The following is a 12,476-nucleotide window of genomic DNA, read 5'->3' on the forward strand; positions in this document are numbered from 1 at the left end:
AGAATCTCAATGTCGACCACTCGCTTCGCATACCGCCTCGCCGCCTTTGCTGCCGTCACTTCCGCTGCAGCCCTGCTCGCTGCATGCGGCTCGATGAAGTCACCAGCCAGCAACTTCTCTCAGGCTTCACTGCCTGCTCCCATCCAGGTTCCCGCCGGTCACAAGGTAGCCTGGGAAACGGTTGGCAGTGGCGACATCACCTATGAGTGCCGGGACAAGGCCAATGCACCTGGCCAAACCGAATGGGTCTTTGTTGGTCCCGATGCGGTGTTGAAAGATCGCTCCGGCAAGACTGTGGGCCGCTACTACGGACCTCCCGCAACCTGGGAAGCCAATGACGGATCCAAGCTCACAGCTACGCAACTCGCAGTAGCACCCTCCAGCCCTGGCAGCTTGCCCTATCAGTTGGTAAAGGCCAATCCCGCCATGGGGGCCGGCGCGCTGGTAGACGTGAGCTACATTCAGCGCGTCGCACTCCAAGGGGGTGTTGCCCCTGCAGACAAACCCTGCACCACCGCCACCAAAGGCCAGAAGACCATGGTCAAGTACCAGGCCGACTACATCTTCTGGAAACCCACGATGTAAGGCTTTGCAACGGCATGACTAGAATGGTCGGAGGATTTATCTCTATTTCCTTCTGACCTTCTATTTGTGCCGCCTGCTGCCGCCCTCCAAGACGACGCTTTCGACCATGACGCTGCGCTTCAGGCCTGTGCGCGAGGTGATCGCGAAGCCCTGCGCAGCATCTATGAGCGCGAAACACGCTATCTGCTGGGTGTTGCTCTCAGAATAGTTCGTGACCGCGCTACGGCAGAGGATGTGCTTCACGACGCTTTTGTGTCAATCTGGGAGCGTGCATCGAGCTTCGACGCCAGCCGTGGTGCTGGCCGAGGCTGGATTTACAGCATCGTAAGACATGCTGCACTGAATCGAGTGCGCGATAGCGCGCGAGAGACCATGTTGGATGAACCAGCTACAGCGCACCTGGATGCACAAGCGGCTTTTGCGGCCTGGCAGGAAAGTGGTGATGAGGTTGCACGACAGGCCTCACTTGGCCGTCTGGGGCATTGCCTTGATGGCTTGGAGCCAGCGCGCCGCGCCTGCCTGTTGCACGCCTATGTGGACGGCTGCAGCCATAGCGAAATTGCCGAGCGGGTCAAAGCCCCCCTGGGCACAGTCAAGGCCTGGATTCAGCGAGGACTGCGGGCACTGCGGGAATGCATGCAATGAGCAGCGAAACCCAACAACCACAACCTCCAGACGACCTGCATACACAGGCCGGAGAGTATGTATTGGGCACACTCGATGCAGGCCAGCGTCGCTCTATTGAAGCGCGCCTTCCCTACGAGCCCGCCCTGCGCGCAGCTGTGGACGAATGGGAGCAGCGCTTGTTGCCGCTGACCACGCTAGCCGAGCCTGTGGAGCCAGGAGCCAGCCTCTGGCAGCGGATCGCCGCAAGCATCGCGCCAACGAGTCGCCCTCGAGGCGTGCCAGCTCGAGTACGCTGGTGGCAATGGGACAGCCTCGCTCTATGGCGCGGACTGACAGGCACTGGCTTCGCGGCTGCCGCAGTGCTAGCGGCAGTCCTTGTAGCGCGCGAGGCTCCTTCTCCGGCTGCACCACGCTATTTTGTGGTGCTGGCAGCACCTCAAAGTCAGTCCCCTGGCTGGCTCGTGCAGGCCCAGACAGAAGGCAGACTGCGCCTGGTGCCACTAGGCACCGATAACGTTCCCGCGGAAAAATCCCTGCAATTCTGGACCAAGGCTGATGGCTGGAGCGCTCCAGTATCGCTTGGCCTCGTAAAGCCAGGCGAGGCCATAGAGGTTCCAGTGGACAAGCTCCCCCCCCTACAGCCCAATCAATTGTTTGAGCTGACCCTGGAACCCTATGGCGGCTCCCCGATTGGGCGACCCACTGGCCCCATCCAGTTCATTGGCCGAGCCGTCCAGATCTAGGACTTCTGCCGCTCGAGGGTTGATGAGCCACTTGCCGGCATCTCCAAAAGCAAACATTGCGGCCGCCATAGGCAACCTTGCCTTACACCCGTGCACCCATCGAATCGACAGCAGAAAATAAATAGCGAAATTCAATGAATCCAGATAGGGAGTGGTTGCGTATTCCTTTCAGCCGGCATTTTTCGGCTTGTACATCAAGGAGCATCCATGTTCTCGATTCAATCTGCACGCAAGTTGGCCTCATTCAGCCTGGCTATCTCGATGTCTGCTGTATCCATTTCGGCAATGGCTGATGTGATGGTGGGTGGCGCCCCCATGCTGCCCTCCAAGGACATCATAGACAACGCTGTCAATTCCAAGGATCACACTACGCTGGTCGCGGCGGTCAAAGCTGCTGGCCTCGTCGATACGCTCAAGGGCCCCGGTCCATTTACCGTCTTTGCGCCCACCAATGCCGCATTTGATGCTCTTCCCGCGGGTACCGTCGATACGCTGCTCAAGCCTGAAAACAAAGACACGCTGACAACAATCCTCACATACCACGTCGTTCCGGGTAAATGGGATGCCGCAGCACTCAGCAAGATGATCAAGGACGGCAAAGACAAGGCCATGATCAAAACAGTCAGTGGCGGCACCCTGACGGCGAAGGCAAGCGGTAAGAAAATCATGCTGACGGATGAAAAAGGAGGCACGGCCACAGTGACCATTCCTAACGTGTATCAATCCAATGGCGTGATTCACGTAATCGACAAGGTATTGCTACCAAAATAAACGCCAGCCTGCAGCTGGAGGCTCTGATCAGGCATCTAGCTGCGGATAGGGGATACATCAATTGAGACCGACTCCAGCACCACTGACGGCATGATCCCAACCACGACATATCAATGAGATGCGTGGGAGTACGTTGAGCACCCCAGCAAAGATCAATGTAACTACTCTGTGGATCCTACGACTAGACAGGCAAACTAACGTGGTAGAAAAAGCTCAAACCGATTTGAGGGAAAAATGCTGGCACGCCCTATTACCTACCACCTCGAAATTACACAGGGTTTAATTAAGAATAATCCGGTCGTTCATCTTGAGTCATCATCACCATTTCAACCCTTCTCCGTCGGAGACAAGATGAGTTGGAATGGATTCAGAGACGCGATGTGGCATCCTGAGCCACAGACAGGACAGTTGCTGCGTATCACGGATGTACTCCACTTTATTTGGGATATACGTGGCTCGAACATCGGTCACAAAATTCGTCTGTGCGTCGAAATATGCAATGTCGAAGACTAGCCAATACACCACCGAACCAAACGTCTTCGATTTCTTCAGCATTTAGCCTTCTAGGCGGATTTTTCCAGTCTGATGCGCTTGCGCGATGAGCTACCTGCATGCGGCAGGGCCTTACCGGTGCCACCACAGCGCGGAAATGTATGCTCAAACGCATTTCGTAATGTATTGAGCTGCAAAAGCCCGCCCTTCTTGAAATTATTCCGGTAGCATTCGCGTTGGGCCCAGCTAGTAGGACGTAGATGGAGCCTCTTTACGCCACCCACAAGGTGGCTTTTTTCCCTGAACTCAGGGTCATCTAGCGGGGCTGCTCGAGCATGTACGGCAACTAAGGCATTCCCCTGGGCTACCGTCAATTGGTAGTGCAGCACGGCTTCCGCGTCGTAAGCGACAGTGGCCACACCAGATGGCACAGTACCTTTCATTAACCCAAGTGCGCATTGATTGCCTGACCATCATCGGGCCACTACCCTACCATCTACCTGTTTAAGCCGGGCTTGGGGTGTCCTCTCCTCCCGACATTCCTTCTTCCCCAGACGTGATCCGAAAGGTCACCGGCTCTTTATCTGAGCACAACTACCTCTTGATGAGGTAGTTGTGCGTTCGACGTCCCCCATTTTCAGTAGCACGGGGCTTTGGAGTCCGGGGATTAATTTAACGGGTTGTGCATCAGCCTTTGGGCATAAGCTGCCGGCGTCAGTCCGCCAAGGACCTTCTTCGGCCGCTCCTCGTTGTATTCCCGGCACCAAGCCTCGACGATCACACGGGCATGTGCCAAGCTGGTGAACCAATGTTCGTTCAGGCATTCCTCTCTGAAGCGGCCGTTGAACGATTCGATGTAGGCGTTCTGGTTGGGCTTGCCAGGCTCGATGAGAAACAACTGAACACCCCTGGCGTGGGCCCAGTTCAGCATGGCTCGACCGCAGAACTCCTTGCCGTTGTCAGTTCGGATCGCTTTGGGCAGTCCCCTTGTGATGGCGAGTTGATCCAGGACGCGCACCAACTGGTTGCCACCCATTGCTCGCTCGGCCACGATGGCTACCGCCTCGTGGGTCGAATCATCGACTACCGTCAGGCTCTTGATGCTGCGTCCTTCGGCCGTGCGGTCAAAGACAAAGTCCATCGACCACACTTGGCTGTCATCGGACGCTGTAGCGGGTGGCGATCGGCCAGCGGGATCTTTTTGCGTTTGCGTTTCCTTACCTGCAAACCAGCCTCGGCATACAGGCGGTCCACCCGTTTGTGGTTGACGATCTCGCCAGCTTGCCTGAGCTTGAGATAGATCATGCCGGCGCCGTAACGGCGATGGCGTTGCGCCAGAGCGATGATCTTGTCCTTCAAGGCGCCGTTTCGGTCTTCAGCGGGCTTGTAACGGTAGGCGCTGGCGCTCATGCCGATGACGAGCAGTGAGCGGCGTTCACTGAGTCCGCAGACCACCATGTGGCGCACCAGCTCGCGCCGCGCAGGTGCGCTCACCACTTTTTTCTCAAGGCTTCTTTCGTCACCTCGTTCTCCAGCATGGACTCGGCCAGCAGCCGCTTGAGACGGGCGTTTTCAAGCTCTAGCTCCTTGAGCCGTTTCGCGTCCGAGACGCTCATGCCGCCGAACTTGTTACGCCAGAGGTAGTAGCTGGCCTCAGAGAAACCGTGCCGACGGCACAACTCGGCCACTGGCAGTCCAGACTCCGCTTCTCGCAGGAAGCCAATGATCTGTTCTTCTGTAAATCTCTTTTTCACGTCCAATCTCCTGTCTTCGGGATTGGACTCCAGAGTCAGACGCTACTCAAATCCGGGGGGACGTCGCGTTCTTGGTACCGGTCGTTTAAATCAAGCCAGCCAGTTTTAGCGGACTGACCCAAGCAGCTTTGACGACCTTGTCAAAGCCTTTTCCAGTGGGATGCAGTTCGTTGGCCCAGTCTTTAGGGCCAAGAGTGTTTCGACTATCAATAAACACGAAACGGCCAGGCAATGAACTCTGCAACTGCGCCAAGGTATTCGAGTGACCATCAATGATCAGTTTGACGCAGGCATTGTGGAGTTTCTTCGGCACCCTGGCATCCTCTAGTGCAGGGCGAATCCAGGCCTCGCCACCCATAAAACCCTTGCCAGTAACTGGCGCATAGTCATAGTTGTGCGCGAAAAACTTCGCCGAACCTGGGATTGTGAGCGATGCTTCAGTGATTAGCTGAGCATAGGCTGCACGTACTTGTTGCTGAAGTCTGATGATGGTGTCTTCCCCGTCTCCCTCCCTAAAACACTCCTCTGCCGTGGTTGCGTTCGAGCAATCGCCTTTGAGAAGAGGTCGGAGATCATCAAACCCAGCGAAGTCATTGCCACCGCCGCTCAGCAATATGGCGTCGCATGTTTTCCCGTAAAAGCGCATTACACTTCGAAAACGCTGCTGCCAGTAGCCTTCCGCAAACTTTCGAATTTCGACACCGTTTTTGCCGGTGACCAGGATCTTCCGCCCTGTTGGCTTGACCAAATCCCCGATGTTGTTGATCAGCGATCCGCCCAACATTGGATAGTGGAACCAGGAGTCTCCAAATGCCAGAACTTGAGCATTACTCGGAACAGACTCCTGTAGCTCTTGCATAGACCAATAGACCACATCGTTATGCGCCATGCCGTCTCCTAAAAGTGGAGCAATCAGGCTATGTGTTTCGATCTGTAGCGTCAATTAGAGCAAAGGCTCACATATCCCCATGCATTGGTTGTGCAACCGTTGGCCCCCCAGCCCGCTCGCGGGCTTAGAGTGGCCGTACCTGGCACAGCCTCATACTCACTCAGGCCAGAAGTTGCTACCTCTTTTGGTGTAAGCCGAACTCGTCTTGTTTGGGTCGAAAGCGTCATGCAGAATTCGACTCAATCCACCTGTTACGCCGAGCCTGGGCCCCCCCTCAATCTTTCCCTAGGCATGACTCGAAAGGTCATCGGCCCTCTATTCAAAGCCCGCGGTACCAGCTCGCGGGCTTTTTCTTTGCCCTCAGGAGATTTCATGCATTCTCATGGACACCCTACCCCTGCGACGAAGCTGCTTCTTGCCGCGCAATGGACACTCACCGGCTTCGGCCTCTTCTGTCTAGTCGACGCGGCCGTGGCCATGGCGCTCACGCCAGAAGCCTGGCACCTCTGGGTGTTCATCTTTAATAGCAAACAGGAAATCCTCATGCTGAAGACGATTGTTGACGCCCTGCTTGTCATAGTTGGTACCCAGCTTCTCACAGCCTGGCTGGCCGCACCTGATACCCAAACCGATGCGCCCCAGACCATCACCCAGAGCCTGTGCGACGAATTCGCTTGCCCGGGCATGCCTGTCGAATGGCTAGATGACAAGACGGTGCAGTGACTGAAGGAACAACCATGAGCACGGTACCGCTGGATTGTTAAGAGTGCGCCAGTTTAGGGCCGCCCTTAGTGTCAAGTTCAAAGGTCGAGACAACTTTGACCAGCTCATTCGCCTGTTCGCTAAGACTACCTGCAGCTGCAGAGACTTCTTCAACCAAAGCGGCGTTTTGTTGAGTAACGTGATCTATTTGCATGATTGCCTCACCCACTTGAGCTACTCCCTGACTTTGCTCTCTGCTTGCCGCGCTGATCTCTCCCATCAATCCATTAACACGCTCGATGCCATCGACGATGTCTTGCATGGTGCTACCTGCGCGATGCGCCAAATTGTTTCCGCGCTCCACTCGTTGAACACTATCGGTAATCAGGTTAGTAATCTCTTTCGCCGCTTCTGCCGAGCGTCCAGCAAGACTGCGAACTTCAGCAGCGACCACTGCGAATCCACGCCCTTGCTCACCGGCCCGGGCAGCTTCTACTGCAGCATTGAGAGCCAGAATGTTCGTCTGAAACGCGATGCCATCAATGACACCAATAATCTCACTGATCTTTTGACTAGAGACTGAGATTCCATGCATTGTCTCAACGACCTGCGAAACCAAATCAGCACCTTCGGTCGCAACACTAGATGCACTTTGGGCGAGTCTGCTGGCCTCTGCAGCGCTCTCGGCGTTTTGCCCCACCGTCACCGACAGTTGCTCCATCGAAGCTGCCGTTTGTTCAAGAGCAGTTGCCTGCTCTTCGGTTCTTTGTGACAGATCCAGGTTACCTTGTGCAATTTGCGCACTCGCTGCAGCGACAGATACTGAACCGGTACGTACTGCGCTCACGACAGCAACTAACTCCGTCTGCATGTTTCGCAGAGCCTCAAGGAGCTGCCCAACTTCATCTCGATATTGAACCTCAATGGTTGTATTTAAATTACCATCAGCCACGGCTTGAGCAATATTCACGGAACGACTAATCGGCTTTGTAATTGATCGAACAATCCAGAATCCAAGCCCCGTAGAAATGATGAGTGACAGTGCGATAGCCGCTAATGTAGTTCGCTGAAGAGAGGTCACTGATTTCACCGCATCAAGCGATGATTCACTTGCTAAGTCAGACTGAAACTGAATAGACTGATTCAGAATATTCAAGTATTCAAGCTGAATGGGCCGAAGACCTTCTATCAAATGATGCGTGGCCTGATCTTTCTTTCCCTCATCAAGCAGCTTGAAGTATTGATCACCATCCGATTGAAATTTATTATTCGCTTCTACTGCCTTATTTAATAATTCAAGACCCTTTGGAGCATGCACCTCCTTATAGAGCAACTTTAGTAATCTCTCAGATTTCTCCCTGGAATCCAAGATCGCTTTGTGCTCATTATTAATCTTGTCTGATTCATTGATGATTACCATGTTTCTCAAGAAGCGTGACTGCCTATTAACTTCCAGGCGCAAATCATTGAGATGGGCAATTAAGACCATGCGCCTTTGAGTAATATCCACTATACTGCTCTGTATCGAAGACGCTTTGATCAAGCTTTCTGCCCCTATCAAAACAGTCAGTGCAAGTAGTATGCAAAGCGTTATGGTGAGTCGAGTACCTATTTTCAGATTATTTATAAAATTCATTATCGTGGATTTTCTAATTTACCAAATTGCAATTCTTAAAGGAGAGCAGAAACATCTGGCTCCATCAATCAGAAAATAAAGAGAACAATTCGCATTATTGTTAATTTTTACAAGACTCAAGTGTTTCAAATTATTTCACAGAGTTTTACCCGTATTGACTAACACAGCAAAATATTTCTGCAAATTGATGCAGATCAAGTCATGAAAGGCTTATCCCCAAGCAGGGCAAAAAAGCAAGGTTTATGTAAGGCAGCAATTAAAAGAATGTCCATGTACAGGAACCACAGGGATCAGCTCTACATCACACTTTTACAAAGAGACAGAATTCAAGCACCTATTTAAAATAGGATATTTATCAACCGCTATTTTTTCTACTGAGTTGCATATACTCGTTCAAAAATGATGGAGGTTGCGTTGGCACTACTCGGTTGTTTTCTTTACCACAGCGACATTTCTGTAGATGAGAATGTGAGCTGCGTTGCAGACATAGTGAGACTCTCTCGCGGCTTCAATGAGAATCATGACATCACAGGCCTTCTGATTTTTGATGGCCAACACTTCGTTGAATACATTGAAGGTCCTAGTGAGCACGTGCTTGCACTTTTCGGAAGAATAGCCTTAGACACTAGGCATACAAAATTCACCCCTCTGCATGAGGCTCAAGGGATAACGCAGCGTCATTTTTCAGAGTGGAACGTGGCTTACGTATCGGATGAGGATGCCAATCCTCTCTTGGCAATATGGGCGCTTGAAGGGGAAGCGGCAGTCACTTGCTTGTTGCAATTACTGCCCCAGCTTGACACTGCATAAATTTACTGATAAATCGCCGAATTAGCCAATGATGGTTGTATCGCGATAGATTCCGCTGTGCGCTATCACTTGTTACTTGCTCAGTTTGGATTGCAAGCGGTAATATGAAATAGCAATGCTAGCCATAAGGCACAAAACCGCTCTCGTTCTCGTTCACCCGCAAAGGCTTGCCGACAAACGGGAATGCCCGTTGCGGGCAGGCGCTGCGTTCGCAGACCTTGCACCCCATACCGATAGGTGTTGCGGCGTCAGTATTGCGCAGGTCTAGCCCTCTGGAGTACACCAGTCGTGCAGCATGCTGCAAGTCACAGCCAAGGCCGATAGAGAAAGTCTTTCCAGGGGAGCCCCAACCGGAGCCTGCATGGCTGATGGTGCGGGCAATCCATAGATACACGCGTCCGTCAGGCATGGACGCCAACTGCGGCACGATCCGACCAGGTTGCGTAAAGGCTTCATATACAACCCAGAGGGGGCAGGTTCCACCGGTCTTGGAAAAGTGAAAATGCGTGGCCGACTGACGTTTGCTGATGTTGCCGGCCCGGTCCACTCGAATGAAGAAAAAAGGCACACCTGGCGCATCTGCACGCTGCAACGTGGAGAGACGGTGACATACGGTCTCAAACCCAACTCCAAAGCGCCGAGCCAACAGGTCTATGTCGTACTGCAAGCTCTCCGCAGCTTGCAGGAATTCCCGGTAAGGGAGAACAAAAGCGCCCGCCACGTAGTTGGCCAAACCTGTGCGCGCTAGGCGTTTGGTGGCGTCGTCCTGCCATTGCGTGGAATGAAGCGCTTCGTCGATCAGCGACTCAAACTCCAGCAGCGCCAGTTGAGTAGCCAACTGAAATGCCTGTTGTGCCGGGCTAAGCTGAGGTGCGACATAGAGGGTGCGTGTACCTGTATCAAAGCGGCGATGGCTTTGATCCAGTCCCGTGTCCTGCCCGCTGGATGCGCGCAATACTAGGACGTTGTGCCGTGCTTGCAGGCGGTACTGCAGCCATTCCTGCAGGCTGCTGCCTTGCTCTTTGGCCTGCCTGGCCAAGTTTTCTGCCGCACGGTCCAGCAGGTCAAAGTAATTACGGTGCGCAAAGAAAAAGTCTCGTACCGCCTCAAACGGCATCTGCCTTGCTGGCTCGCCCAGTACCACGCTGCTTCCTTCCAGCTCAGATCGTCCGTCGCCCAGGCGGCTGCTCAGTGCTTCCAGCCGTTCGGCATCGGCCAGATGGCGCTGATGCATGGCCAGCAAGGCCTGGGCCAGTTGCGGTAGCTTGGAGGCCACCTCGCGTAGTTCGGGCAGCGGCACCGTCCCGTCAGCTTGGGGCATGGCTGCCAGCGCATCTCGCAGCTGAGCCAGCAGACGGGCTTCCTCATCCTCGGAAAACTGCTGAATATCTACACCCAACACTTTGTGAATCTTCAGCAGTACTGGCACGGTGAGCGGCCGCTGGTCTTGCTCGATCTGGTTGAGATAGCTCGGCGACAGCTCTAACGCCTTGGCCAGCGCTGCCTGCGTCATACCGCGCTCGGACCTAAGGCTGCGCAAACGAACACCCATGAAAGTCTTGGCCAATTCATCGCTCCTTTTTCTTGTTGCTATGTCTGAATAATTTGCAATATTTGCAAATATGCAGATTCTCCTTCGCAAGCGTTCGCCAATTTAGCTCTATACGGAGAAAAAGCAAATGCGTAGATTGCGAAGTATCGCAGACACAACTGCTATCTCAATCACATCAAGGAGACCCGCATGAGCATCGTGGCCGAACCTCGCACTGCATCCCCCAACACCGCTGCAGGCGCATTCAAGCCCAAGAAGTCTGTCGCCCTTTCTGGCGTGACTGCCGGCAATACGGCCCTGTGTACCGTGGGCAAGACTGGCAACGACCTGCACTACCGAGGCTACGACATTCTGGACATTGCCGAGGTCTGCGAATTTGAGGAGATCGCCCATCTGCTGGTTCACGGGAAGTTGCCCACCCGCTCGGAGCTCAAGGCGTACAAGAGCAAGCTCAAGGCTTTACGGGGCTTGCCTGCTGCTGTGAAGATTGCCCTGGAACAATTGCCTGCCGCCAGCCATCCCATGGACGTGATGCGCACCGGCGTCTCGGCCTTGGGTTGTTCTCTGCCCGAGAAAGACGACCACAATTTGCCCGGTGCCCGCGATATTGCCGACCGCCTGATGGCCAGCCTGGGCTCCATGCTGCTGTACTGGTATCACTTCAGCAACTCGGGCCGCCGTATCGAAGTTGAAACAGACGACGACTCGATTGGTGGGCACTTTCTGCATCTATTGCATGGCGCCAAGCCGTCCGAGAGCTGGGTACGTGCCATGCATACCTCGCTCAATCTGTATGCTGAGCATGAATTCAATGCATCGACCTTCACGGCCCGGGTGGTGGCCGGCACGGGCAGCGATATGTATTCGGCGATCACCGGGGCGATTGGTGCGCTGCGTGGCCCCAAGCATGGCGGAGCCAACGAAGTGGCGTTCGAGATCCAGAAGCGCTATGACAACCCTGCCGAAGCCGAGGCCGACATTCGCCGCCGCGTAGATGCCAAGGAGGTCGTGATTGGCTTTGGCCACCCGGTCTATACCGTGAGCGATCCCCGCAATGTCGTCATCAAGGGCGTAGCCAAGAAGCTGTCGGACGAAGCCGGCAGCACCAAGATGTACGACATTGCAGCGCGTCTGGAGTCGGTGATGTGGGACGTCAAGAACATGTTTCCCAACCTCGACTGGTTCAGCGCCGTCAGCTACCACATGATGGGCGTGCCCACCGCCATGTTCACGCCGCTGTTCGTGATTGCGCGCACCAGCGGCTGGGCAGCCCACATCATCGAACAGCGCCAGGACAACAAGATCATTCGCCCCAGCGCTAACTACACAGGCCCGGATGATTTGCAGTTCGTTCCTATTGACGAACGCCAGTAAAGCAGAGCCTTGAACACCAGCTTGCGTATGACTTTCTTTCCCAATATTTCTCCAAAGAGCGCCCAAGCCATGCGACCTCATTCGCTGTGCATTGCCATCGCCGACAAGCTGCGTGAACGAATACTCGCCCACCAGATCCCCCCCGGCAGCGATGTGAACGATGGTGCTCTGGCGCAGGAATTTGGAGTCAGTCGTACACCGGTTCGTGAGGCGATGAAGCTGCTATGCCACGAAGGCCTGCTCACGGCCCATGCCCGACGGGGCATGACCGTGACTGAGCTAAGCGCACAACAAGTGGATGAAGCAAGGCAACTATGCAGCCTGCTGGCAACCCGGTTGCGGCAACTTGAGCTTAAAGCACCGGATAGCTGCCGAGAGCTCACGCTCGCCATGTACCGACTGGCGCAGGCACGTCTACAGCTGTCGCTGGGCCCAGATTTCGCAACTGCCGGTGCCCATCGAAGGGACTGGGATGTTGCGACCGAAAAGCTAACCCGTTTTGAAGTGGAAGCCCCTCACTGAGGCGCCAACAATCACAGTT

The 12,476-nt window shown here is 54.4% G+C and carries 11 protein-coding genes and 1 pseudogene; 8 read left to right on the forward strand and 4 right to left on the reverse strand.

The genetic code is table 11. The features are described from left to right. Positions 1–9: 9 nt before the first annotated feature. The 4 genes from CTR2_RS15915 (at position 10) to CTR2_RS15930 (ending at position 2,726) form a co-directional block, all read left to right on the forward strand. Positions 10–585 (forward strand): DUF3455 domain-containing protein, encoded by a 576-nt coding sequence (locus CTR2_RS15915; RefSeq protein ID WP_087082755.1) that lies wholly within the window; start codon positions 10–12, stop codon positions 583–585. A gap of 66 nt (positions 586–651) precedes the next feature. Further along, positions 652–1,230: a sigma-70 family RNA polymerase sigma factor gene (locus tag CTR2_RS15920; RefSeq protein ID WP_087082753.1), complete on the forward strand. Its 579-nt coding sequence runs from the start codon at positions 652–654 to the stop codon at positions 1,228–1,230. Next, the gene (locus CTR2_RS15925; protein WP_087082751.1) at positions 1,227–1,955 is read left to right on the forward strand and encodes an anti-sigma factor; all 729 of its coding nucleotides are present in this window, start codon (positions 1,227–1,229) and stop codon (positions 1,953–1,955) included. The genes CTR2_RS15920 and CTR2_RS15925 overlap by 4 nt, the downstream gene beginning before the upstream one ends. Positions 1,956–2,162: 207 nt before the next feature. Next, entirely contained in the window at positions 2,163–2,726 is a 564-nt protein-coding gene (locus tag CTR2_RS15930) for a fasciclin domain-containing protein (RefSeq protein ID WP_087082749.1), read from the forward strand. A 1,159-nt stretch (positions 2,727–3,885) separates the two neighbouring features. On the opposite strand, the pseudogene CTR2_RS15935 reads toward CTR2_RS15930, so the two are convergent. Both CTR2_RS15935 and CTR2_RS15940 read right to left on the reverse strand, forming a co-directional pair. Continuing rightward, a pseudogene (locus tag CTR2_RS15935) lies at positions 3,886–4,972 on the reverse strand (IS3 family transposase). An 85-nt stretch (positions 4,973–5,057) separates the two neighbouring features. After that, positions 5,058–5,861, reverse strand: a complete 804-nt coding sequence (locus tag CTR2_RS15940; RefSeq protein ID WP_087082745.1) for a hypothetical protein — start codon at positions 5,859–5,861, stop codon at positions 5,058–5,060. 543 nt (positions 5,862–6,404) lie between these two features. On the opposite strand from CTR2_RS15940, the gene CTR2_RS15945 reads away from it, so the two are divergent. Next, on the forward strand, positions 6,405–6,584 hold the full coding sequence (locus tag CTR2_RS15945; RefSeq protein WP_087084553.1) for a hypothetical protein: 180 nt from the start codon (positions 6,405–6,407) through the stop codon (positions 6,582–6,584). Positions 6,585–6,621: 37 nt separating this feature from the next. Here CTR2_RS15945 and CTR2_RS15950 read toward each other — a convergent pair whose 3' ends face one another. Next, complete coding sequence (locus CTR2_RS15950; RefSeq protein ID WP_087082743.1) at positions 6,622–8,199, reverse strand: methyl-accepting chemotaxis protein; 1,578 nt, start codon at positions 8,197–8,199, stop codon at positions 6,622–6,624. A 414-nt stretch (positions 8,200–8,613) separates the two neighbouring features. On the opposite strand from CTR2_RS15950, the gene CTR2_RS15955 reads away from it, so the two are divergent. Next, the gene (locus CTR2_RS15955) at positions 8,614–9,009 is read left to right on the forward strand and encodes a BLUF domain-containing protein (protein WP_254913297.1); all 396 of its coding nucleotides are present in this window, start codon (positions 8,614–8,616) and stop codon (positions 9,007–9,009) included. Between the two features lie 118 nt (positions 9,010–9,127). Here the strand turns inward: CTR2_RS15955 and CTR2_RS15960 are convergent, their stop codons facing one another. After that, positions 9,128–10,576: a short-chain fatty acyl-CoA regulator family protein gene (locus CTR2_RS15960; protein WP_087082741.1), complete on the reverse strand. Its 1,449-nt coding sequence runs from the start codon at positions 10,574–10,576 to the stop codon at positions 9,128–9,130. Between the two features lie 174 nt (positions 10,577–10,750). Here CTR2_RS15960 and prpC point away from each other — a divergent pair, with 174 nt between their 5' ends. Then, a complete protein-coding gene (gene prpC / locus CTR2_RS15965) occupies positions 10,751–11,935 on the forward strand; it encodes a bifunctional 2-methylcitrate synthase/citrate synthase (RefSeq protein WP_087082739.1) in 1,185 nt (394 codons plus the stop codon). Positions 11,936–11,944: 9 nt separating this feature from the next. Continuing rightward, positions 11,945–12,457: a GntR family transcriptional regulator gene (locus tag CTR2_RS15970; RefSeq protein ID WP_254913296.1), complete on the forward strand. Its 513-nt coding sequence runs from the start codon at positions 11,945–11,947 to the stop codon at positions 12,455–12,457. Positions 12,458–12,476 lie beyond the last annotated feature (19 nt).

The sequence above is a fragment of the Comamonas thiooxydans genome (assembly GCF_002157685.2).
In the GTDB taxonomy this organism is placed as follows: domain Bacteria; phylum Pseudomonadota; class Gammaproteobacteria; order Burkholderiales; family Burkholderiaceae_C; genus Comamonas; species Comamonas testosteroni_H.